The sequence below is a fragment of the Streptomyces sp. NPDC051133 genome, assembly GCF_040682635.1.
Classification (GTDB): domain Bacteria; phylum Actinomycetota; class Actinomycetes; order Streptomycetales; family Streptomycetaceae; genus Streptomyces.
Window position 1 is genome coordinate 18,043 of the sequence record NZ_JBFBBK010000068.1, and the last position, 21,212, is coordinate 39,254.

General features: G+C 71.2%; 21 protein-coding genes. 8 read left to right on the forward strand and 13 right to left on the reverse strand.

The annotated features are described in order from the left end of the window. Nucleotides 1-25: 25 nt before the first annotated feature. The 4 genes from AB0N17_RS40375 to AB0N17_RS40390 form a co-directional block, all read right to left on the reverse strand. Nucleotides 26-820 carry a DUF3050 domain-containing protein gene (locus AB0N17_RS40375; RefSeq protein WP_366016659.1) on the reverse strand — a complete coding sequence of 265 codons (795 nt, stop codon included), beginning with the start codon at nucleotides 818-820 and terminating at the stop codon, nucleotides 26-28. A 74-nt stretch (nucleotides 821-894) separates the two neighbouring features. Further along, the gene (locus AB0N17_RS40380) at nucleotides 895-2,397 is read right to left on the reverse strand and encodes a glutamine synthetase family protein (RefSeq protein WP_366016660.1); all 1,503 of its coding nucleotides are present in this window, start codon (nucleotides 2,395-2,397) and stop codon (nucleotides 895-897) included. A gap of 2 nt (nucleotides 2,398-2,399) precedes the next feature. Beyond that, nucleotides 2,400-2,678, reverse strand: coding sequence for a hypothetical protein (locus tag AB0N17_RS40385; protein WP_366016661.1), 279 nt, complete (start codon nucleotides 2,676-2,678; stop codon nucleotides 2,400-2,402). Between the two features lie 2 nt (nucleotides 2,679-2,680). Then, the gene (locus AB0N17_RS40390; RefSeq protein WP_366016662.1) at nucleotides 2,681-3,985 is read right to left on the reverse strand and encodes an amidase family protein; all 1,305 of its coding nucleotides are present in this window, start codon (nucleotides 3,983-3,985) and stop codon (nucleotides 2,681-2,683) included. A 278-nt stretch (nucleotides 3,986-4,263) separates the two neighbouring features. Between AB0N17_RS40390 and AB0N17_RS40395 the strand changes: the two genes are divergently transcribed. Genes AB0N17_RS40395 through rfbC form a run of 3 tightly spaced genes read left to right on the forward strand, consistent with a single transcriptional unit; the run spans nucleotide 4,264 to nucleotide 6,018 of the window. Beyond that, entirely contained in the window at nucleotides 4,264-4,704 is a 441-nt protein-coding gene (locus tag AB0N17_RS40395) for a carboxymuconolactone decarboxylase family protein (RefSeq protein ID WP_366016663.1), read from the forward strand. Between the two features lie 18 nt (nucleotides 4,705-4,722). After that, on the forward strand, nucleotides 4,723-5,385 hold the full coding sequence (locus tag AB0N17_RS40400; protein WP_366016664.1) for a sulfotransferase family protein: 663 nt from the start codon (nucleotides 4,723-4,725) through the stop codon (nucleotides 5,383-5,385). A gap of 18 nt (nucleotides 5,386-5,403) precedes the next feature. Then, nucleotides 5,404-6,018: a dTDP-4-dehydrorhamnose 3,5-epimerase gene (gene rfbC, locus AB0N17_RS40405; RefSeq protein WP_366016665.1), complete on the forward strand. Its 615-nt coding sequence runs from the start codon at nucleotides 5,404-5,406 to the stop codon at nucleotides 6,016-6,018. Between the two features lie 82 nt (nucleotides 6,019-6,100). Here the strand turns inward: rfbC and AB0N17_RS40410 are convergent, their stop codons facing one another. Beyond that, a complete protein-coding gene (locus AB0N17_RS40410; RefSeq protein WP_366016666.1) occupies nucleotides 6,101-7,099 on the reverse strand; it encodes a Gfo/Idh/MocA family oxidoreductase in 999 nt (332 codons plus the stop codon). A 199-nt stretch (nucleotides 7,100-7,298) separates the two neighbouring features. On the opposite strand from AB0N17_RS40410, the gene rfbA reads away from it, so the two are divergent. Together rfbA and AB0N17_RS40420 are read left to right on the forward strand one after the other, a co-directional pair. Further along, a complete protein-coding gene (rfbA, locus tag AB0N17_RS40415) occupies nucleotides 7,299-8,168 on the forward strand; it encodes a glucose-1-phosphate thymidylyltransferase RfbA (RefSeq protein WP_366016667.1) in 870 nt (289 codons plus the stop codon). 41 nt (nucleotides 8,169-8,209) lie between these two features. Further along, nucleotides 8,210-9,286 carry a nucleotide disphospho-sugar-binding domain-containing protein gene (locus tag AB0N17_RS40420; RefSeq protein ID WP_366016668.1) on the forward strand — a complete coding sequence of 359 codons (1,077 nt, stop codon included), beginning with the start codon at nucleotides 8,210-8,212 and terminating at the stop codon, nucleotides 9,284-9,286. Between the two features lie 170 nt (nucleotides 9,287-9,456). Here the strand turns inward: AB0N17_RS40420 and AB0N17_RS40425 are convergent, their stop codons facing one another. Next, a complete protein-coding gene (locus AB0N17_RS40425) occupies nucleotides 9,457-10,632 on the reverse strand; it encodes a nucleotide disphospho-sugar-binding domain-containing protein (RefSeq protein ID WP_366016669.1) in 1,176 nt (391 codons plus the stop codon). A 236-nt stretch (nucleotides 10,633-10,868) separates the two neighbouring features. On the opposite strand from AB0N17_RS40425, the gene AB0N17_RS40430 reads away from it, so the two are divergent. The 3 genes from AB0N17_RS40430 to AB0N17_RS40440 all read left to right on the forward strand — a co-directional run bounded on the left by AB0N17_RS40430 (nucleotide 10,869) and on the right by AB0N17_RS40440 (nucleotide 12,854). Next, on the forward strand, nucleotides 10,869-11,132 hold the full coding sequence (locus AB0N17_RS40430; RefSeq protein WP_366016670.1) for a hypothetical protein: 264 nt from the start codon (nucleotides 10,869-10,871) through the stop codon (nucleotides 11,130-11,132). 65 nt (nucleotides 11,133-11,197) lie between these two features. Next, nucleotides 11,198-12,469 carry an adenylosuccinate lyase gene (purB, locus tag AB0N17_RS40435; RefSeq protein ID WP_366016671.1) on the forward strand — a complete coding sequence of 424 codons (1,272 nt, stop codon included), beginning with the start codon at nucleotides 11,198-11,200 and terminating at the stop codon, nucleotides 12,467-12,469. Further along, nucleotides 12,453-12,854 carry a GNAT family N-acetyltransferase gene (locus AB0N17_RS40440; RefSeq protein WP_366016672.1) on the forward strand — a complete coding sequence of 134 codons (402 nt, stop codon included), beginning with the start codon at nucleotides 12,453-12,455 and terminating at the stop codon, nucleotides 12,852-12,854. The genes purB and AB0N17_RS40440 overlap by 17 nt, the downstream gene beginning before the upstream one ends. A gap of 53 nt (nucleotides 12,855-12,907) precedes the next feature. On the opposite strand, the gene AB0N17_RS40445 is transcribed toward AB0N17_RS40440, so the two are convergent. From AB0N17_RS40445 to AB0N17_RS40475, 7 genes are all read right to left on the reverse strand, one after another. Next, entirely contained in the window at nucleotides 12,908-14,920 is a 2,013-nt protein-coding gene (locus AB0N17_RS40445; protein WP_366016673.1) for a multicopper oxidase domain-containing protein, read from the reverse strand. A 91-nt stretch (nucleotides 14,921-15,011) separates the two neighbouring features. Further along, a complete protein-coding gene (locus tag AB0N17_RS40450; protein ID WP_366016674.1) occupies nucleotides 15,012-16,805 on the reverse strand; it encodes an ABC transporter ATP-binding protein in 1,794 nt (597 codons plus the stop codon). Between the two features lie 27 nt (nucleotides 16,806-16,832). Then, nucleotides 16,833-18,053 carry a ketosynthase chain-length factor gene (locus AB0N17_RS40455; protein WP_366016675.1) on the reverse strand — a complete coding sequence of 407 codons (1,221 nt, stop codon included), beginning with the start codon at nucleotides 18,051-18,053 and terminating at the stop codon, nucleotides 16,833-16,835. Next, complete coding sequence (locus tag AB0N17_RS40460; RefSeq protein ID WP_366016676.1) at nucleotides 18,050-19,324, reverse strand: beta-ketoacyl-[acyl-carrier-protein] synthase family protein; 1,275 nt, start codon at nucleotides 19,322-19,324, stop codon at nucleotides 18,050-18,052. Before AB0N17_RS40460 ends, AB0N17_RS40455 begins: the two co-directional genes overlap by 4 nt. Beyond that, nucleotides 19,321-19,647, reverse strand: coding sequence for a TcmI family type II polyketide cyclase (locus tag AB0N17_RS40465; RefSeq protein WP_366016677.1), 327 nt, complete (start codon nucleotides 19,645-19,647; stop codon nucleotides 19,321-19,323). The genes AB0N17_RS40460 and AB0N17_RS40465 overlap by 4 nt, the downstream gene beginning before the upstream one ends. A gap of 31 nt (nucleotides 19,648-19,678) precedes the next feature. Further along, entirely contained in the window at nucleotides 19,679-19,894 is a 216-nt protein-coding gene (locus AB0N17_RS40470; protein WP_366016678.1) for a hypothetical protein, read from the reverse strand. Nucleotides 19,895-20,080: 186 nt separating this feature from the next. Continuing rightward, nucleotides 20,081-21,019, reverse strand: a complete 939-nt coding sequence (locus AB0N17_RS40475; protein ID WP_366016679.1) for a hypothetical protein — start codon at nucleotides 21,017-21,019, stop codon at nucleotides 20,081-20,083. Between the last annotated feature and the right edge of the window lie 193 nt (nucleotides 21,020-21,212).

Genomic DNA, 21,212 nt, shown 5'->3' on the forward strand with positions numbered 1-21,212 from the left:
TTGTCCCCTCCCAAGTGTCGTCCCCTCAGCGGGTGTTCTCGGTGATGGCGTGCGAGATGCCGTCCCACAGCCGCGCCCGGGCCGCGAGCGCGCGGTCGATGGTGTCCCGGCACTCGGCCCACTTGGTGTCGTCGTCGCCGCACAGGTCGGCGAGCATCTGCATCGCCATCGGCGTGTGCTCCTCGGCGTCGACCTGGATGTGCCGGCGGAGGTAGTCGACGAAGGTGGACAGCGAGCCGTGGCCGGCGTCGAGCGCGGCGACCTGGTCGAACATGTCGGGGATCAGGTCCTCGCGGCCGAAGGCGAACGCCGCGGCCTGGCAGTGCACGGGCGCGTTGTCGATGAAGTCCCAGGTGGTGCCCACGAACGCGGCCACCGGCTCGGGCACGCCCGCCTCCCGGAGCGCGGCCGGGACGGTGCGGCCCGCGCGCAGCAGGCCGATGAAGGCGTCGATGCGCGCGGTGTCGGCGCCGGACTGGCGCATGCCGTCGAGGTACAGCTCGAAGTGGCTGATGAAGCCGTCGCCGAGTTCGTCGCTCTCCTCGACGAGCACGATGTCGTTGATGAGCCGGCGGCTGCCGGTGGAGGCGGACGGCACCCAGGGCACCTCCACGCAGGTCAGCTGCCGCTGCAGGGACTTGAGCAGCGACATGAAGTCCCACACGGCGAAGACGTGGTGCTCCATGAACGTGACCACCGCGTCCACGCTGGTCAGCTGGGAGTAGATCGGGTGGCTGAGCACCTTCTGCCGGGACGGCTCGATGGCGTCCTTGAGCGTCTCGATGGCGGGGTGGGTGCCGTTCCATTCATACCTGGACATGTCGAACGTCGCCTCTTCTCGGGGTCGGGTGTGCGGGGTGGGCGGGGTGTGCGGTGCGGGTGAAGCGGGTGGGGCTAGAAGGCACCGAAGTACTCGCGGTGCTCCCATTCGGTGACGCCGCCTGCGGAGCCCTCGGGACGCTCGGCCGCGCACCAGGCGTCGAACCTGGCGGCCTCGCTCTCCTTCAGCTTCGCCAGGCAGGACTTGAGCGGTGCGCCGAGCAGCCGCTCGGCGCTGTCGCCGGCGCGGAACGCCTCCAGGGCCTCGCGCAGCGTGCGGGGCAGGGCCGGGTACGAGCCGCGGCCGGCCGGAACTCCGGCGAGCAGCCCTTCGAGGCCCGCGTGCAGCTGGGCGGCGATCAGCAGGTAGGGGTTGGCGCACGGCTCCCCGACCCGGTTCTCGACGTGGGTCGAGCTGCCGCCGGCGAGCACCCGGACCATGGCGCTGCGGTCCTCGAACCGCCAGTCGACGGAGGTCGGGGCGAGCGAGAACTCCGGGGCGAGACGCCGGTAGCCGTTCACGGTCGGTACGGACAGCAGACAGAACTCCCGCGCGCGGGACAGCAGTCCCTCGATGTACGCCTGGCCCTGCGCGGAGATGGCGTCCTGCGGTCCGTCGTCCTCGGCGAACAGGTTGTGGCCGGTCTTGGTGCCGGTGACGGACTGGTGCAGGTGCCAGCCGCTGGCGTCGAAGCTCTCGAGCCGCGGCAGGGTCATGAACGAGGCGTGGTAGCCGCGCCGCCTGCACTCCTGCTTGAGCTGGGTGCGGAACAACAGCATCGCGTCGGCCGCGTCCAGCGCCAGCATCGGGTTGAAGGTCGTCTCCAGCTGACCGGGACCCGACTCGTGCTCGAACGAGCGCAGCGGCAGGCCGAGTTTCATCAGCATCGCGGCCAGCGGGTCGGCGACGTCGGCGACCGAGTCGTAGTAGCTGTCGAGGTTGAACTGGTAGCCGGGGTTCACGGCCGCCACCTCGGGGGCCGGCCCCTGCAGGCCGAACCCGTTGCCCGCGTTGCCCACCGGGCCGCCGGTCAGCCGGGTCAGGTACCACTCGACCTCGAGACCGATGACCGGGGACAGCTCGTGCCGGTCGTAGTCGGCGCACACCCGGCGCAGCACGCCGCGGGGGGAGAGCGGGTGCGGGGTGCCGTCGCGCAGGTACTCGTCGCCGAGCACCCAGGCGGTCCGCGGCTCGTTCCTGGGCAGCACCTGGAAGGTGCGCGGATCGGGGACGAGCACGAAGTCACCGGCGCCGAGCAGTTCACCGACCCCGACCCCGGCGTCCCCGAGGAAGTCGACGGCCACCGCGTGACCGGTGTCGAAGAGGAACGGCCCGGCGCTGAAGTCCATGCCGTTGCGCAGCACCGAGCGGAAGACGTCGGCGGGCACCGTCTTGGACCGGGCGAGACCGTGCGGGTCGCAGAAGACCACCCGGACGAGGTCGACGTCGTCCAGCTGCAGCTCGACCTGCTCGGCCGCGGCGGCCTGCCTCTCGTCCCAGAGCCCGAACTCGGCGACGAACGAGGGGCGTCCGACGCCGCTCTCGCCGCCGTGCAGGGACCACGATCTGGACACCATGATCAGACTTCCTTTCGCTGTGCTGCCGGGGGAGTCAGGCTGAGGCCGAGCACCGTGCCGAGCAGCCCGGCGGCCGACAGCACCAGGTCGTCGGGGCCGGCGGGGCCCGGGAACCCGTCGGCGGCCGGGGGCCGCTGCGGGGGGATGAGGTCGAGGCCGAGCGTCGTCTCGAGGAGTCCCGCGACGGAGAGCGCGAGCTCGCCGTGGCCGTCCCGGCCCACGGGCTCGCCGAGGGTGTCGCCGAGCGTGTCGCCGTGCAGGGAACGCGACCTGAGCACCATGATCATGTTCCTTCCGTTGTGCTGCCGGGGGGAATGAGGGTGAGGCCGAGCGCCGTCTCGAGGAGTCCGGCGGCCGAGAGCACGAGGTCGTCGGCGCCGACGGCGCCCACGAGTTGCAGCCCGACCGGGAGCCCGGCCGGTGTGAGGCCGACGGGCAGCGACAGGGCGGGCTGACCGGTGAGGTTGAAGGGATGGGCGGCCGGGGACCACGACAGCCAGCGCAGGTCCGCCGGGTCGGCGGCCCACGGCGGGGCGATCGCGTCGGCGGCGAAGGGTTCGATCGGCACGGTCGCCATGGCCAGCAGGTCGTAGGACTCCATCACCGTGGCGAGCCGCGCGCGCAGGGCGAGCCGGGTCTCCTCGGCGCGGGCCACCGCGGCAGCGCTCAGCGAGCGTCCGTACCGCACGACCGCGAGCCGGCCCCGGTCGCAGCGCGAGTCGTCCTCCGGCGCGGTGCCGTGCGCGTCGGCTGCGGCCAGGATGTCCACCAGGGCGCCGTACGGGTCGGGGAAGGGGACCTCGATGCGGTCGACGCGGTGCCCCAGCGCGGTCAGCACGGGCAGGACGCCCTCGGTGACGTCGCGGACCGGGTCCGCCGTGCCCGGGAACTCGATCCAGCCGATGCGCAGCGGGACGAGCGGTGCCGTGGGCAGGGCGGGCGCGGTGCCCGAGTCGGGATCGCGGTGGTCGGGGCCGGCCAGCACCGGCATCAGCTCGGCGACGTCGGCGACACTGCGCGCCAGCGGTCCGACATGGGACAACCGCTCGGCGCAGGGCGGCACATAGGGGATCCGCCCGTAGGAGGGCTTGAACCCGACCACGCCGCAGAACGCCGCCGGGATGCGGACCGAGCCCGCTCCGTCGGTGCCGAGCGAGACGGTGCACAGGCCCGCCGCCACGGCGGCCGCCGAACCCCCGCTGGAGCCGCCGGCGGTCCGGTCCGGCGCCCAGGGGTTACGGGTGGGCGCGGACACCCGGCTGACGGTGGAGGCGCTCCAGCCGTACTCCGACGTGGTCGTCTTCCCCACGACGATCGCGCCCGCCGCCCGCAGCCGGGCCACGGCGGGAGCGTCGGCGGCGGCACGGCGGTTCGCCAGCAGCGACCCCCGGCGGGTGGGCAGGCCCTCGGTCTGGATGAGGTCCTTCACCGACACCGTGACGCCGAGCAGCGGCCGGCCGCGGAAGGCGGCCTCGCCGGCGGTGGCGAGGAGGCGGTCGGCCGCCTCGGCCTCCCGCAGCGCACGGGCGTGCGCGACCTCGACGTACGCGCCGATCCCCGGGTCCGTCTCACGGATGGCGGTGAGCACGCCGAGCACCTGCTCGGCGACCGTGGAATGACCTTCGAGAAAAAATTGCCGCGTCTCATGAATGCCGCGGCGTACCGGCTGCCTAGTCTTCGTTGTGGTGGAGTCTGACACGAGACCACTACAAGTCATCGCCCGAATTCAATGCAACTTACGGATTGCGGGTGTTGCATCTGCGCGCAATCCGCAGTTGAACAAGATTTCTTGCCGATTGGTCCGCGTGCGGAGCAGCATGTTTCCGAGGTAATTCAGACGCTCTTAATCGCACAGGAGAAGACCCGATGACTCCACGGATGGACAACCCTTCCCTGGTCGTTCCCGGCGCCCTGCAGCCCCTGCTCGACCTGACCGAGGTCATCGGCAAGGTCGGCGTGCCGCAGACCACGCTCGACCTCGTCCGGCTGCGCGTCAGCGAGATCAACGGTCGTGTGTACACCTTCGACGAGGAGGCGAAGGGGAAGACCGACGAGCGCCTGCTGCGGGTGACCGGCTGGCAGACCGAGACCTGCTTCACCGACGCCGAGCGGTCCGCGCTGGCCATGGCCGAGGCCGTCACCCTGATGACCGACCCGCAGGACATGGCGTCGGACGAGGTCTGGGAGGAGTCCTCCCAGTACTACACCGACGAGCAGCTCGGCGCGCTGGTCATGCACATCGGCCTGGTCAACTTCTGGAACCGCGTGAACGTGGCCACCGACCAGGAACCCGCGGCCTGGCGCTGACGAGGAGGACGCCCCACCGTGTTGAAGCTCATCAACGCCGGCCTGGGCAGGACCGGCACCACGTCACTGCAGGTGGCCCTGGACCGGCTCGGTCTCGGCCCCTGCTTTCACATGTTCGACATCGTCGGCGACGACCGGCGCCTCGCGCAGTGGGAGGAGATCGTCTGCGAGGGCGGACAGCCCGACTGGGCCGCGGTGTTCGACGGCTACACCTCCGCGGTCGACGGCCCCTGCGCGGTCTACTACGAGCAGATCAGCAAGGCGTTCCCCGAGGCCAAGGTGATCCTGACGGTGCGCGACGCCGAGCGCTGGTACCGCAGCACCTACGACACGCTGTACCAGTTCGCGCTGCGCAGCAAGGAGCACCCGCCGGAGCCCGGCTCCCGGCAGGACCGGCTGTTCCGCGTGGTCAGCGCGATGGTCTGGGACGGCCTCTTCGAGGGCCGCTTCGACGACCGGGAGCACGCCGTCGCCGCCTACCACCGGCACAACGAGGAGGTGGTGCGCGCCCTCGGTGCGGACAAGGTCCTCGTCTACGACGTGAAGCAGGGCTGGGAGCCGCTGTGCGCCTTCCTCGGCGTCGAGGTCCCCGACGAGCCGTTCCCGCACGCCAACGACTCCGAGGCCATGCGCCGGCGGATCGCCGAGGCGGCCGGGGCCGCTCCGGCCTCCGCCGGCTGAGCCGGTGAGGAGAATTCGGTGCTGATCTCGGAAATGACGGTCCCCGGCGCCTATCGCGTCGAACCCGAGCCGCTGAGCGACCGCCGGGGATATTTCTTCGAATCGGTGAAGGCGAGCGCACTGCTGGCCGAGAGCGGCTGGGAGTTCACCGTCCGGCAGGTCAATTATTCGGTGTCCAAGCGCAACACCCTGCGTGGAATTCACGGCACCAAGGTCCCGCCCGGACAGACGAAGTTCGTCACCTGTGTCCGGGGGGCCGCGCTCGACATCGCCGTCGACCTCCGGGTGGGTTCGCCGACGTTCGGCCAGTACGACGTCACCCACCAGAGCCCGGAGACGGGGACGGCCGTGTACCTGCCCGACGGGGTCGGTCACGCGTTCCTCGCGCTCACCGACGACACGTGCATGAGCTACCTCTGCGGGCAGGAGTACGTGCCGGGCACCATGATCGACGTCGATGCCCTCGATCCGGAGCTGGCCCTGCCGTGGAACCTGAAGGAACCCCCGATCCGCTCGGACAAGGACGCCGTGGCCCCCACCCTGGCCGAGGCGGCCGCGGCCGGCCTGCTGCCCACCTATGAGCAGTGTCTGCCGCGTGCCCTTCCCGCCCTGCTGAACGGCTGCGTCAAGTAACGGCCGCCGACGCGCCTTTCGGCGGCCACGCGAAGAACGGCAGCCGGCGTCCACCGACGCCGGCTGCCGTTCTTCGCGCGTTCTACAGGGCGTGCGCGCGGATCCGGGACATCAGGGTGGCCTGCCGTACCAGCTCCCGGTGGTGCACCGTGCGTGCCGCCGGGTCGCGGACGGCGTCGTGGAACGTGCGGAACACGCCGAGGAACTGGTCCGCCGCCGGGGCGACGATCCTGGTCTCGCGGTCCCGTTGCTCCAGCCGCAGCACCGGCCGGGCGTCCCGTGAGGGGGTGAACGCCCACTCCAGGGTCAGCCGCCCCTCGCTGCCCCAGAGGTCGTACGTCGACCGGTAGCTGTGGGACAGGCCGAAGGAACAGTTCGCGGTGACGCCGTCCTCGCCCCGCAGCAGCGCCACCCCGGACACGTCCACGCCCAGCTTCGGATCGAACTCCAGGGAGGCACCCAGCACCTGCGCCGAGGGACCGAGGTACTCCTGGGCCGCGCGCACCGGATAGCAGCCGACCTCCCACAGCGCCCCGCCGCCCAGCTCCGCCTGGTACTTGATCCCGTTCGGATCGGTCGGCGGGATGCCGAAGGACCCGTTGTAGGCGCGCAGTTCGCCAATGGCACCGTCGGCCAGCAGGGACCGCGCCTGCTCGTGCTGGGGGTGCCGGAGGAACGCGAAGTTCTCCATGATGACCAGGCCGCGCTCCTCGGCGAGCGCGACGAGGGACCGGGCGGTCTCCTCGCTGGGCACGGCCGGCTTCTCGATCAGGACGTGCTTGCCCGCGCTCAGCGCCCGGCGCGCCCACTCGGCGTGCTCGCTGTTCGGCAGCGGGATGTAGACCGCGTCGACGCCGGGCAGCTCCAGAAGCCGGTCGTACCCCTCGACGGCCCGGCAGCCGTACGGTCCCGCGACGCCCTCGGCCTTCTCCCGGGACCGGCTCGCCACCGCCGCCAGACGGAACGGCGACTCCCGGATCGCCGGGAGGGCGCGCCGTACGGCGATGTCGGCGCACCCGATGATGCCGAGACCGGCCCTCCGCTCGGGTTCCTGAACAGATGTCAGTTCTTCGATATTCACAGGTCCACCTAAACGACAAGAGGAATTCGCATGCCTGAACCGGGATGCTGCCAGCTTGGGCGGGCAGTGCTTTGTTCGTCAATACCCGTGGATTTACACGGCTCTTGTGAAGGTAAAGGCGGCTTTCGGTCGCGCGTTCTCCCGCTATAAAGTGCGGGCATCCGCCCATTGGGCACGAATCCACTGAGGAGGCGCCACGGTGAAGGGCATCATCCTGGCCGGCGGCAATGGTACGAGACTTCATCCGATCACGCTCGGTGTCTCGAAGCAAATGCTCCCGGTCTACGACAAGCCGATGATTTACTACCCCTTGTCGGCCCTGATGCTGGCGGGGATCACCGAGATCGAGATCATCACCACCCCCAATGACCGGGAGATGTTCCGCCGGCTGCTCGGTGACGGCTCGTGGCTCGGTATATCCCTGACCTACGCGGAGCAGGACAAGCCCCGGGGCCTCGCCGACGCGTTCCTCGTCTCCGCGGACCACATCGGGGACGACTCCGTCGCCCTGATGCTGGGTGACAACATCTTCCACGGCTACGAGTTCGGCCCCATGGTGCAGCGGGCGGCGCAGGACATCGAGGGCTGCGTCCTCTTCGGCTACCCGGTGCGCGACCCCGAGCGCTACGGCGTCGGCACGCTCGACGCCCGGGGCCGGCTCGTCGCGCTGGAGGAGAAGCCCGCCAAGCCGCAGACGAACATGGCGATCACCGGGCTCTACCTCTACGACAACAAGGTCGTGGACTTCGCGCGGGAACTGAAGCCGTCGGAGCGCGGAGAGCTGGAGATCACCGATCTCAACCGCGTCTATCTGGAGCGCGGCGAGGCCACCCTGATCCCGCTCGGCCGCGGGTTCGTCTGGCTGGACACCGGAACCCATGACGCCCTGATGGAGGCCGGCGACTACGTGCAGGTCCTGGAACACCGCCAGGGCGTGCGCATCGCCTGTCTCGAGGAGATCGCCTGGCGCATGGGCTACATCGACCGGGAGACCTGTTACCGGCTGGGCAGCCGCATCGCGAATTCGGCCTACGGCAAATACATCATGGAGATGGCCGAAGCCGGCTGAGCGTCCCCGCCGTCCCCCTCACCGAAAGGAGTTCAACCACCGTGAAATTCCTCTTCACCGTCGGCGGCAGCCAGGCGGCCGTCTTCGGCGTCGCGCCGCTCGCCGCCGCCGCGCGGAACGCCGGCCACGAGATCCTCGTCGCCGCCGACGAACCGCTGATGGCCGCCGCCGCGTCCGTCGGACTGCCCGCGGTCTGCATCACCCCCGAGCGCATGCGCTACGGCCAGGAGTCCATGACGGCCGCCGTCCGCCTCGACGCCCTGCTGGAGCTGACGCGGGTGTGGTCCCCCGACATCGTCGTCGGCGGTCTGTCCCACGTGCCGAGGGTGCTCGCCGCCCGGCTCAAGGTCCCCTACGTCCGGCACATCTGGCACATCGCCCCGATGGCGCGCCGCGACCGCAAGGCCGTCGAGGAGCTGCGGCCGGAGCTGGAGCGCCTGGGCGTGGGCGAGCTGCCGGAGCCCGACCTCTTCATCGACCTGTGCCCGCCGTCCCTGCGCCCGCCCGGCGCCCCCGCCGCGCGGTCGATGCGCTGGGTGCCCCGGGTGAGCCAGCGCCGGGTCGAGCCGTGGATGTACACCCGCCCCGAGGGGCGCCGGCGGGTGCTGATCACCGCCGGCACCCGCAACCTGATGCTCGACACCGCCGGCAGCTCGCTGCGGACGCTGGTGGACGAGCTGACCGGGGCCGGGGCCGAGGTGCTGATCGCCGCGCTGCCCGAGGCCGCCGAGCGGTTCGGCGCGGAACTCGGCGACGTCCGCATCGGCTGGATCCCGCTGGACGTGGTCGCTCCCACCTGCGACCTGGCGGTCCACCACGGCGGCGCGACGACCGCCATGACACTGGTCAACTCCGGCGTGCCCCAGCTGATCGTCCCCGACAACGGCTACGGCAAGGCCGTCGCGGAGGCCGTCCGCGACGCCGGCGCAGCCCTGATGGTCGACAAGCACCGGCCGCGGGACGGCCGCAGCCCCGACGAACTGATCACCGCGGGCTGCCGGGAGATCCTGTCCGACCCCCGGTACGCCGAGCGGACCCGGGCCATCGCCACGGAGACCGCGACGCTGCCCACCCCCGCCGAGGTGCTGCGCGAGCTGGAGGCCGTCGCCGCCCGCTGACCGCCCACGGGCCGGCCGGTGTCCCCGGCCGGCCGGCACAACGCGAATCGCCCTGAGGCCCGCGGAGAGTTTCTCCGCGGGCCTCAGGGCGACTCGCGTGGCGGGTGCGACGCCGAAGGGAACCGGCGCTGCGGGGGAGCGCCGGTTCCCTTCGAAGGCCGGACCTGCCGTCAGGCCAGCGCCTCGAGCTTCGGCACGATCTCGCCCGGCGTGGGCAGGGTGGAGATCTCCTTGGCGAGGAACTGCGTACGCTCGGTGTAGCTCGGGGTCTGCAGCAGCTCGCGGCAGGCGGCGGCGATGACCTCGCCCGGCTCCTTGTCGGGCTGCTCCGCCTTCGGCCACAGCGTCTTGGCGGCACCGAAGTCGCTGATGACCTTGGCGATGGCCTCCCGGTGGTAGTTCGGCGGGAACTCCGGCGGGTTCTCGGGGATGATCAGCTGCGGCACGCCGTTGGCCATGAAGGTCGTGGCGGTGGTCGCGCCGCCGTGGTGCACCGCCAGGTCACAGGTGGCGGCGGCGACGTCCATCGGGATCCAGCCGACGCGCGCGTCGCCCAGCTCCGCGCCGAACCGCTCGGCGGCGCCCGGGGAGGCCGCGATCAGCACCTCGGCCCCGGCCTCGTTCAGCTCGTTCACCAGCAGCGGCATGGACCAGCCCGGGTCGCGGAACATCAGGCTGCGGAACCCGGACGTGATGACCACGCGGCGCCGGCCTTCGGGGCGGGTGTACATCCAGCGCTCGAGGCGACGCTGCGGGTTGCTCGGGATCCAGCGCATCGGCTGCGCGGCGGGGTCGTGGGCCGGCCGCAGCGACGGCGGGGTCGAGTCGATGAACAGGTCGGGCTTGAGCAGCCCGTCCAGGCCCAGGCGCTCCAGCTCCGGCTGCAGCTCCAGCTCGGCGCCCGGGTCGATGCCGGTGACCGGGATGCCCAGGTACTCGACGTGACGCACGTACGGGACCTTGAGGTGGGCGGCGAGCAGCATCGCCGCGTAGCTCTGCGAGCTGCCGACGACCACGTCGGGGGTCCAGTCCTTGGCCAGCTCCAGCAGGGACTCGACGCCGGCCAGGCCCATCCGGGCGAAGCCGCGGCCCTGGCCGATCATCTCGTCGTCGCCCAGCTCGCGCGGGAAGCGCAGGCCCCGGCCCGGGTTGGTGATCCGCATGAAGTGCCGGATCGGGTCGACGGTGTAGCAGAACGTGGGGAGTCCGATGGCCTCCGCGGTTTCCACCCACGGCTCGTGCGCGGCCAGGATGACCTGGTGCCCCGCGTTCCGCGCGGCCGTCGCCAGCGGTGCGGTCGCGTAGTAGGTGGCCTGGCTTCCCGTGGTGATGAACAGGATTTTCATGGCACTCCGGATGCTTTAGTGAGGCGCGGCCTGACACATTTACGAACACCATCGAGGGCATTGCCTTTTTCTGTCAATCACCCTCAATTGGCGGCCCGTTCGATTGCGGATTTCGCGCAGTTGAACAGGTTGAACGGCAACGTGGAAGATGACGTCCGCCGGGTGGCTGGCCACCATGAGACAGGAGCTGTGGCGAGAAAGTCGCAGCCAGCGGATATCGAAAGTCGGTGGCCCATATGAACACCCTGATCTACAACGCCCGTATGGCTCTCCGGGACATCATGGAAGTCAACATCTTCTCGCAGGGCAACGACAAGGTATTCCTCACCGTCTTCCCCGACCTGGTCTGGGAGGGCACCGAGGACACGCAGACGGAAAAGGTCATCCGCAACGTCATCGCCCGTCTGCACGACATGGACCTGGACGTCGCCGGCGGCGAGGACGCCGTCCGCACCCTGCTGGACGCCGGTTCCGTGGAGATCGTCCGCAAGGCCGCCTGAATTCCGGTGCGCCGTGCCTTCGCGTCCCGTGGGCCGGCGGTCATTCCCGAGGAGGTTCGACGTTCGTGATATCCCGTTATGCACGGCCGGAGATGGCGGAACTCTGGACCGACCAGGCCCGCTACACCACCTGGGCCGAGGTGGAGGTCCTGGCCTCCGAGGCGCAGGCGCTGCTCGGCCGGGTTCCCCAGGGCGCCCTGGAGGACATCCGGCGGGCCCGGGTGCCGTCGGCGGCGCACGTCGCCGAGCTCGAGCGTGAGCGGGACCACGAGATCCTCTCCTTCCTCGCCGCGTTCTGCGAGGACATCCCGGACGACTCCGCCCGCTGGGTGCACCTCGGCATGACGAGCTACGACCTGGTGGACACCGCCCTCGGGCACACGCTCGCCCGCGCCTGCGACCTGCTGACCGGTGCCACGGTGCAGCTGCGCGGGGCGTTGGTGGACAAGGCGCTGGAGCACTGGGACACGGCGTGCATCGGGCGCACCCACGGCATGCACGCCGAGCCCACGACGTTCGGCCACAAGCTCGCCGGGTTCGCCTTCGCCGTCGACCGCTCGGTCCGGCGGCTGAAGCAGGCCCGGGAACAGGTCGCGGTGGGCACGATCTCCGGCTCCGTCGGGACGTACGCGCTGATCGACCCCTTCGTCGAGGAGCACGTGTGCGCGCAGCTCGGCCTCGGCGTGGAGCCGGCGCCGAGTCAGGTGGTGGCCCGTGACCGGCACGCCCAGCTCGTGCAGGCGATCGCGACGCTCGGCGCCTGCGTCGAGCAGATCGCCGTCGAGGTCCGGCTGCTGTCGCGCAGCGAGGTCCGCGAGGTGGAGGAGCCGCGGACGGTCGCCTACCAGGGGTCGAGCGCCATGCCGCACAAGCGCAACCCGACGACCAGCGAGCGCCTGTCCGGGCTGGCCAGGCTGCTGCGCGGGTACGCCGGGATGATGCTGGAGAACGTGGCGCTGTGGCACGAGCGGGACCTGTCCCACTCGTCCGTCGAACGGGTCGTCCTGCCGGACGCGTTCACCGTCGCGCACTACCAGGTGACCGCGGCGGCCGACCTGGTGCGCGGGCTCCAGGTGTTCCCCGGCCGGATGCGTGAGGCCATCGACCACACGGGCGGGCTGGCCTACAGCTCGGCGGTGCTCGCCGACCTCCTGGAGAGCGGCAGCGAGCGCGAGCGGACGTACCGGATGATCCAGGACGCCGCGAACGGGGAGGACTTCCTGACCCTGCTCAGGACCGAGGGGGTCGAGGCCGGTCTGCTGGGACCCGAACGCTTCCTGGTGCACCATGACGTCATTCACAAGCGACTGGAGAACCTTCGTGAGCTGGACCATTGAGCGGGAGAACGGCGCCGATCTGGACCTCGGGGAGGTGCTGCGGGTCTACCGGGAGTCGGGTCTCGGCGAGCGCCGGCCGGTCGAGGACACCGCGCGCATGGCGGAGATGGTGCGGGGCGCCAACCTGGTCGTCACCTGCCGCGTCGACGGCGAGCTGGTCGGCATCGCGCGCAGCGTCTCGGACTTCTCCTACGTGACCTACCTGTCCGACATCGCCGTCGTCCGCGCCCACCAGCGCTCCGGCATCGGCAGGGAGCTCATCGACGCGACCCGCAAGGAGGCGCCGCAGGCGAAGATCGTCCTGCTGTCGGCGCCGGCCGCGACGGAGTACTACCCGCACATCGGCTTCACCGCGCACCACTCCGCCTGGGTGCTGAACCCCTGAACACCCCGTCCGCAGCGCCCGCGCCGGCCCCGGCGCGGGCACTGTGCGTCCGGTCAGTGATGGCTCGTACCGCCCATGTCCATGCCGCCCATGTCCATGCCGGTCATGGTCATGCCCCCCATGTGGCCGGCGGGTGTCACCACGAGCGGGCGTGTCATGTTCTGCTCGTGCTCCAGCATGTGGCAGTGGTGGACGCCCCTGCCGACGACGGGGAACCGCACGGCCACGGTGACCAGTTCACCCGGTGTGCCGTTCGGGCCGGTCGTGATCTGGCCCGCCGTCCCGACCCGGATGACGTCCTTCTCGCCCGTCTCGTGGGCCTCGAGCGCGGACGTGGCCTTGAACGTCATCGGCCTGGCCGAGCCGCGGGTGGCCCGGTCGAACCCGGTGACGTCGTACGTCTCGCGGGACAGCACCTGGAAGTGGGCCAGGTGGATGTGCATGGGGTGCGGGCTGCCGCCGAGGTTGAGGTACTTCCAGACCTCCGTGCCACCGTGCGTGGCGGTGAACGCGCCGCCGTCGTCGTAGTCCATGGCCTTGCGGCGCAGGGTGGTGAGGGTGCCGTCGGCGTCCTGAACCTGGACCACCCCGGCGGCGGGGAAGGTGATCCCGGCCGCGTCGACCTCCTCCATCTCCCACATCTCGGGCATGTTCGTCGAGCCGGGGCCGACGATCAGCACCCAGCGCCGGACGGCGTCCTTCGGCAGGTCGTCGCGGGTGACCCGGCGGAACGTGGGCGAGAGGGCCGAGGGCAGCTTGAACCTGGTGTTCGGGCGCCGGTCGGCGACGCGGAACTGCATCACGTCCGGCTCCAGCAGGTCGTTGCGCTTGCTGGAGGTGCCGGGCACGACCCCGTCCAGCGTGTTGACCAGCTTCAGGGCCTGTCCGGGGAACGCGCCGAAGTCGACGAGCACCTCGGCGCGTTCGCCGGGGGAGAGGTTGAGCGCGCCGTCGGGCGCGGCCGGCTCGCCGATCAGGCCCTGGTCGGTGCCGATGACCTGGAGCGCGCCGGGGACGGGCCGGCCGTCCGCCAGCAGCATCAGCCGGTAGAGCCGGGAGTTGGCGGTGTTGACGATCCGGAACCGGTACCAGCGCGGCTCGACCTCGAGGTACGGCCAGACCACCCCGTTGACGAGGGTGTAGGGGGCCGCGTGCGGGCGCATGAGCCGCTGTGCGCCGACCATCTCCACCTTGTGGACCAGCCGGCCGGTGAGGGCGCCCTGCGCGTCCAGGCCGAAGTTGCGGTCGCTGAGGACCAGCGGCACGTCCTGCTCGCCCCTGGGCAGGTTCAGCTCCCGCTCCTCGGGGCTGCGCGCGACGAACAGGCCGGCGAGCCCGGCGAACACGCTGAAGCGGCTCACGTGGTGGGTGTGGTCGTGGTACCAGAGGGTCGTCGCGGCCTGGTCGTTCGGGTACGCGGACAGCTGCACCTCGCCGGGCGCGATCAGGTTCTCCATCCAGCCGTCGTTGCCGCCGCCGGCCAGCATGCCGTGCAGGTGCACCGCGGCCCACGGCCCGAGATCCGCCACGCCGGCGACCTCCCGGCAGCCGTCCGTGCCGGGGTAGTTGGAGAGCGGGTCGGCCATCGGGCCCTTGGCCTGGCCGAAGTCGACGGCGGTGACCGGTACGTTCCCCGACAGCCGGTTCTCCCAGACCACCCGGAGCGGACGGCCGCGGGTCGTCTCGATCGTCGGGCCCGGGTAGCTGCCCTCGTAGGTCCACATCGTCACCGGCGGCAGCTCCGAGTGCACGGTGACGTCGGCGGTGCGCATCCGCACGGTCAGCTCGTCGTGGCCGCCGTGCTCGTGGGGCCGCAGCACCGGCGGTATCCGCAGCGGGTCCTTGAACTTGGTCAGCTTCAGCTCGGGCGCCGACGGCTCGGGACCGCCCGGTGCCGGGGCGGCCTCGGCCCGTGTCCGGGTGAAGAAGGGGGTCCCGGCCACCAGGGCACCCAGCCCGGCGACGGTGCCGCCGCGCAGCAGCGTGCGGCGCTTCAGGGACGCGACGTCGGAGGGGCCGGCGTCCGGCGCGGGAATGTCTGACTTGTCGTCATATCTTCGTTCCATCTGCCAGACGCTAGGCACGCCCGCTCTCGGCGCCCTCGAGTCCGGCTCCAGCGCGCCGCCGTCACCCCGCCCACCTGCGGGGCCGTCGGTTTCAGGCCACGGGGCCGGCCGCCGCCGCCATCTCACCGTCCCGCAGGACGAGCAGCGCGTAGTGGCCGCCGAGGGCGAGCAGCTCCTCGTGGGTGCCGCGCTCGGCGATCCTGCCCCGCTCCAGCACGAGGATCTCGTCGGCCTCGCGGATGGTGGACAGCCGGTGGGCGACCGTGATGGTGGTACGGCCCGCGCTGGCCGCGTCGATGGCCTTCTGGACGGCCTGCTCGGTCTGGGTGTCCAGGGCGCTGGTGGCCTCGTCGAGCACCAGGACGGGCGGGTCGCGCAGGATGGCGCGGGCGATCGCGAGCCGCTGCTTCTCCCCGCCGGAGAACCGGTAGCCGCGCTCGCCGACCACCGTGTCGTAGCCGTCGGGCAGGGACGTCAGATAGTCGTGGATGCGCGCGATCCGCGCCGCGGCGACCAGTTCGTCGTCCGTCGCGTCCGGCTTGGCGAACCGCAGGTTGTCGGCGACCGAGGCGTGGAAGAGGTACGTCTCCTGGGAGACGACGCCGACCGCGGCGGTGAGCGTGGCGAAGGACAGGTCGCGGACGTCGACGCCGTCGATGGTGACGGACCCGGACGTGGCGTCGTACAGCCGCGGGATCAGATAGCTGAGGGTGGTCTTGCCCGAGCCGGTCTCGCCCACGATCGCGAGGCTGCGCCCCGCGGGCACGGTCACGTCGACGTCCTGCAGCGTCGGCCGCTCCGCCCCGGCGTAGCAGAAGCCGACCCCGCGCAGGCACACCTCGCCGCGCAGCCCGGCCGGCTCGACGGGGGACTCCGGCTCGGCGACGTCGACGGGCAGGTCGAGGTACTCGAAGATGCGGCCGAACAGCTCCAGGGAGCTCTGGATGTCCAGCCCGATGCTCAGCAGCCGCTGCGCCGGCCGGAACAGGGCCTGCTGGAGGGTGGTGAAGGCGACCAGGGCGCCCAGGGATATGGACATGTGGCCGCCGGACCCGGTCAGGCCGGCCACCCAGTAGATCACCGCGGGCATGGAGGCCATGACGACCCAGATCGTGGACTGGTACCACAGGCCCGCCGTGCTCGCGCGGACCTCGATCTCGGTGAGCTTGCGGGACTGCTCGGCGAAGGTGTCGGTCAGCGAGCGGGAGCGGCCCATGGTGTGGCCGAGCATGATCCCGCTGACCGACAGCGACTCGTGCACGGTCGAGGAGAGCACGGCCAGTTGCCGCTGCCGGTCGCGGCTGATGACCCGGCGCTCGTCCCCGACGTGGCGGCTGACCCAGACGAACGCCGGGAGGATGACCATCGAGGCGATGGTCAGCCGCCAGTCGAGCGTGGCCATCGCGATGACCGTGGCGACGACGATCGTCAGGTCCGACACCAGCGCCGTGGCGGTGGTGGTGACGGTGACCTGCATCCCGCCGATGTCGTTGGCGATGCGCGACTGCACCTCGCCGCTGCGGGTCCGGGTGAAGAAGGCCAGCGACATGCGCTGCAGATGGGCGTAGACGGCGGTGCGCAGATCGTGCATGACGAGCTGGCCGACCTTGGCCGAGACATAGGTCTGCCAGACGTTGAACGTGCTGGTGGCGACCGAGACGACGATCATGGCGAGGGCGAGCAGGGACAGCAGCCCCGTCCTGCCCTGCGGCAGCGCCACGTCCATGATCTCCCGGATCAGGAACGGGTTGACGAGGGAGACCAGGGATGAGACCACGACCAGGAGCGCGACGGACAGCAGGCTCCTCCAGTAGGGGCGGAACAGTCCGAGGATGCGTCGCTTCTGTACGGGGAGATGAGCGGTGGCCGAGCCGGAGGGCCTCACCCTGGTCTCCTTTCTGTGCTGTTGCGTTCAGTTCCAGTCGACGGAGCGCAGGACGACGGCGGAGTTGAAGCCGCCGTGGCCCCGCGCCAGGACGAGCGCCGTGGTCACGGGGGTGTGCCGGGGCGCGGTGACCAGATCGAGGTCGTAGTCGGGGGAGAGGGTGACGTTGGCCGTCGGGGGGATCACCCCGTCGCGCATGGCCAGCAGGGCGGTGGCGACGTCCAGCGGGCCGGCCCCCGAACCGAGCCTGCCCGTCATCGTCTTGGGCGCCGTGACGGGGACCGCGCGGGGCCCGAAGACCTCGGTGACGGCCGCCGCCTCGATCCGGTCGCGCTCGGGGACACCGGCCGCGTCGGCGAAGACGACGTCGATCTCGCCCGGCGGCACTCCCGCGTCGTCCAGCGCGATCTCGATCGCCTTGCGCAGCGCCGGCTCCCGCCCGCTGTCCGCGGCCGGGTCGAACGTCGAGCCGTACCCGGTGATCTCGCCGTACACCTGGCGCACACCGCGCCGGCGCGCGGCCTCGGCGTCCTCCAGGATCAGCAGGGCCCCGCCCTCGCCGGGCACGTAGCCGGCCGCGTCGGCGTCGAAGGGCAGGTACGCCCGGTCGGGGTCCTCCTCGTGGCTGAGCTCCCCGGTGGTGAGCTGAGCCACCCACCCCCAGGGGCAGACGGCCGCGTCGACACCGCCGGACAGGATCAGATCGCTGCCCTTGCGGACCAGGCGGCGCGCGTGCGCGAGGGCGTCGAGGCCGCCCGCCTGGTCGCTGACGACCACGCCGCTCGGGCCCTTCATGCCGTGCCGGATGGAGATCTGGCCGGTGTTGACCGCGTAGAACCAGGCGAAGGACTGGTAGGCGCTGACGTACTGGCTGCCCTTGCTCCACAGGTTCTGGAGCTGGCCCTGGCCGAACTCGAAACCGCCGGAGGTGCTGGCGGTCATCACGCCCATGCCGTACTCGTCCGCCTCCGCCGTGCTCACCCCGGCGTCGGCCAGGGCGTGCTCGGCGCCCACGAGCGCGAGCTGGGTCATGCGGTCGGTCTGCGGGATGAGCCGGCTGGGCAGGTGCTCCTCGACGGCGAACCCGTCGACCTGCCCGGCCAGCTTCGACGGATAGCGCTCCGGGTCGAAGCGCTCGATGCGGCCGATGCCGCTCCTGGAGGCCCGGGTGGCGTCCCAGTAGTCGTCCACGCCGAACCCGTTGGGGGACACGATGCCGATGCCGGTGACCACGACCTGGGCGCTCATGCCGCCGTCTTCCTGTCCGGCCGGGCGAGCACCATCGCGCTCTGGAAGCCGCCGAAACCGCTGCCGACCGTCAGCACGGTGTCGGTGCGCCAGTCGCGCGCGGTCAGCGGCACGTAGTCGAGGTCGCATTCGGGGTCGGGCTTGTGCAGATTGGCTGTCGGGGGCACCACGTTGTTCTCCATGGCCAGGATTGAGGCGGCGATCTCTATCGAGCCGATCGCGCCGAGCGAGTGGCCGACCATCGACTTGATCGAGCTCACGGGGGTACGGCGGGCGTGGTCGCCGAGGCTGCGCTTGAAGGCGCTGGTCTCGTGCCGGTCGTTCTGCTTGGTGCCGGAGCCGTGCGCGTTGATGTAGTCCACGGCCTCCGGGCCGAGCCGCGCCTCGTCCAGCGCCGCGCGGATGGCCTGCGCCATCTCGAGGCCGTCGGGACGCAGTCCGGTCATGTGGAAGGCGTTGCACCGGCTGGCGTACCCGGCGATCTCGGCGTAGATGTGGGCACCGCGCCGGCGGGCGGACTCCAGCTCCTCCAGGACGAACATCGCGGCGCCCTCGCCCAGCACGAAGCCGTTGCGGGTGAGGTCGAAGGGCCGGGAGGCGTGCTCGGGGTCGTCGTTGCGCGAGGTGGTCGCCTTGATCGCGTCGAAGCACGCCACGGAGATCGGCGAGATCGGCGCGTCCGTGGCACCGGTGATCATCACGTCGGCCGAACCGTCGCGGATCAACTCGGCCGCGTAGCCGACCGAGTCGATGCCGGAGGTACAGCCGGTGGAGACCACCGTCGAGGGCCCCTCGGCGCCGACCGCCCAGGCGACCTCGGCGGCGAAGGAGCTGGGGACGAAGTAGTTGTAGAGGTGCGGTACGGCGTACTCGTGGTCGACGACGTCGAGCCGGCCGCCGTCGCTGACCACCCGGTACTCCTCGTCGAGTCCGGTGGTGGCGCCGACCGCGCTGCCGACCGCGACCCCGACCCGGTGCGGTGCGAAGCCGCTCAGGTCCAGCCCGCTGTCCGCCGTCGCCTCGCGGGTGCCCACGAGGGCGAACTGCGCGGCCCGGTCGGTGCGCCGGATCTGCTGCGGGCCGAGCCCGTGCTCCTCCGGATCGAAGTCGATCTCGGCCGCCACCCGGGACCGGAACGGCGCGGGATCGAAGAAGGTGATTCCCCTGGTCGCCGTCCGGCCCTCGCTGAGCAGCCCCCAGAAGTTCTTGGTCCCGATGCCGCCCGGGGCCACCACCCCGACCCCGGTGACGGCCACCCGCCGGGCGGTCACGCCGACTCCCAGGTGTAGAAGCGCCGCGCCATCGCGTCCGCGGGGGACCGCCAGGTGGCCGGGTCGTAGGCCTCGATGAACGGCTTGAGGTCGTCGCTGATCCGGACGAAGCGCGGATCGGCCTTCGCCTCCTCGATCAGCTCCCCGCCGTTGTCGTCGTCGAAGTCCTGGAGATGGAAGTACAGGCCCTTGTACATGAAGAGCTGACGTCGCCGCGTCCCCATGCGGTGCGGCATCTCGGTCTCGTCGAAGGCGCCGAAGAGCCGGGCCACCTCCGCACTCGAACGGGCATCCATTCTGGCCACTATCAGATTGCTGTGCATTCGACCGCCTCCTCGGGGTGTGCTTCTGCGCCTATCGCAGGTTCTTGACGAGTGCCGCCCATTCGGTCAGCTCCTCTTCCGTCAACGGCGGGAGGCAGGGCTGGTCGGACGGTGGGAAACGGAATTCCCCCCACTCGTACCATTCGTGCGGAGGGCCCATTCCGCTCCACGCCCGCCCCATCCACATCAGGCCATCGCTGAAGTTCTTCCACAGAGATCTCATGACGGCACCGAGCAGCGCGCCCATGTACTTCTCCATTCGCCGGGGAACCGCCCGTCGTCACCATGTAGGAATCCCCTCAAGAAGCGGTCGTACAAGAGTCAATGAAGCGTCGCATTCCGCTGGAGGGGGAAAAGGGCAGCGAAAAAGGGCGGTTCCCGGGAAGGAACCGCCCTTTCGGCCGGCGGTGCGGCCGGGGCTTTCAGCCGTGTCTCACACCCGTGCCGCGCGCAGGCCGTTCACCGCGGTCAGCCGCCGGCGGTCCAGCGGCGCCGGCCGGCGGTCCAGCCGGGCCGCGAGCAGGTCCGCGGCCCGGTCGTGCTCGCCGCCCTCGATCAGGGCGTGCAGCAGGGTCTCCTCGACGACCCCGAGCTGCGCCCTGCTGCCGCCCACCCGGCCCAGCTCGGGCAGCAGCGGCCACAGCCGCAGCGCCGCCTCCTGCCAGCTCTCCCGGAGCACCGCGGCCAGGGCCTCGCAGAGCGGCGCGATCACCAGCGGGAAGGCCTCCTGGTGGTGCGTCACGGCATGGGCGCGCAACCGTTCCAGACCGTCGAGGTCGCCGGCCGTGGCGAGGGCGAGCGCGCCGTGCAGGGCGGCGAAGGACGTCGGCGGGGCGTCCAGCCAGTGCGCGGGAGCCGCCTCCAGCAGTCCGGTGAGCGGTGGTTCGCCGCCCCAGCCGCCCGTCACCCGGGCCCGCCACAGCATCGAGACCGAGTCGACCAGCACCCGGCCCCCGCTCACCTCGCGGGCGCCCAGCTCCCGGTGGAAGCGGCGGCGCACGGCGCGCCGGTCGTCGAGCATCAGCTCGTGCAGCGCGGCGTGCCAGGAGAAGTGGGCGCAATGGCCGGAGTCGGCCCCGTACCGGCGGATCCAGTCGTCCAGCCAGGCCAGTCCCGCACGGTGTTCGCCGGTCTCGTAGAAGACATGGCTGCGGGCGTGGACGGCGTGGCCGGCCGAGGGCCGCGCGGTGAGCGCCTGCGCGGCCAGCGCCTCGGCCTCCTGCCAGCGTTCCTGTTCCTGCCGGACGAAGGCGAGCTGTCCCAGGTACCACCAGTCGGCGCCGTACGTGCCGGACAGGCCCTCGATCAGGGCCCAGGCCTCCTCGGCGCCGGTGACGCCGTTGAACGAGATGGTGGGTACGGCCGCGCTCACCACCAGCGCGTCCCGCGGGTGGTCGGCGATGTGCCGCAGCAGGGCCGCCTTGCCCGCCTCCTCGGTGCCGTTCAGCCGTGCGTCCAGCGCGGCGATCAGGCTGCGTTCGCGGTCGTTCGCGCGGCGGGCAAGCTTATTGCAATAAGGTTCCGGAGGGGATCACCCATGCCCGTCTACACGCTGCCCGACCTGC

Coding starts and splice junctions, on each gene's coding strand:
- AB0N17_RS40425 (WP_366016669.1), bottom strand. CDS start 10,632: ATGAAAATCCTGTTCATCACCACGGGAAGCCAGGCCACCTACTACGCG.
- AB0N17_RS40470 (WP_366016678.1), bottom strand. CDS start 19,894: ATGGGCGCGCTGCTCGGTGCCGTCATGAGATCTCTGTGGAAGAACTTC.
- AB0N17_RS40430 (WP_366016670.1), top strand. CDS start 10,869: ATGAACACCCTGATCTACAACGCCCGTATGGCTCTCCGGGACATCATG.
- AB0N17_RS40455 (WP_366016675.1), bottom strand. CDS start 18,053: ATGAGCGCCCAGGTCGTGGTCACCGGCATCGGCATCGTGTCCCCCAAC.
- AB0N17_RS40380 (WP_366016660.1), bottom strand. CDS start 2,397: ATGGTGTCCAGATCGTGGTCCCTGCACGGCGGCGAGAGCGGCGTCGGA.
- AB0N17_RS40445 (WP_366016673.1), bottom strand. CDS start 14,920: ATGGAACGAAGATATGACGACAAGTCAGACATTCCCGCGCCGGACGCC.
- AB0N17_RS40395 (WP_366016663.1), top strand. CDS start 4,264: ATGACTCCACGGATGGACAACCCTTCCCTGGTCGTTCCCGGCGCCCTG.
- AB0N17_RS40375 (WP_366016659.1), bottom strand. CDS start 820: ATGTCCAGGTATGAATGGAACGGCACCCACCCCGCCATCGAGACGCTC.
- AB0N17_RS40385 (WP_366016661.1), bottom strand. CDS start 2,678: ATGGTGCTCAGGTCGCGTTCCCTGCACGGCGACACGCTCGGCGACACC.
- AB0N17_RS40465 (WP_366016677.1), bottom strand. CDS start 19,647: ATGCACAGCAATCTGATAGTGGCCAGAATGGATGCCCGTTCGAGTGCG.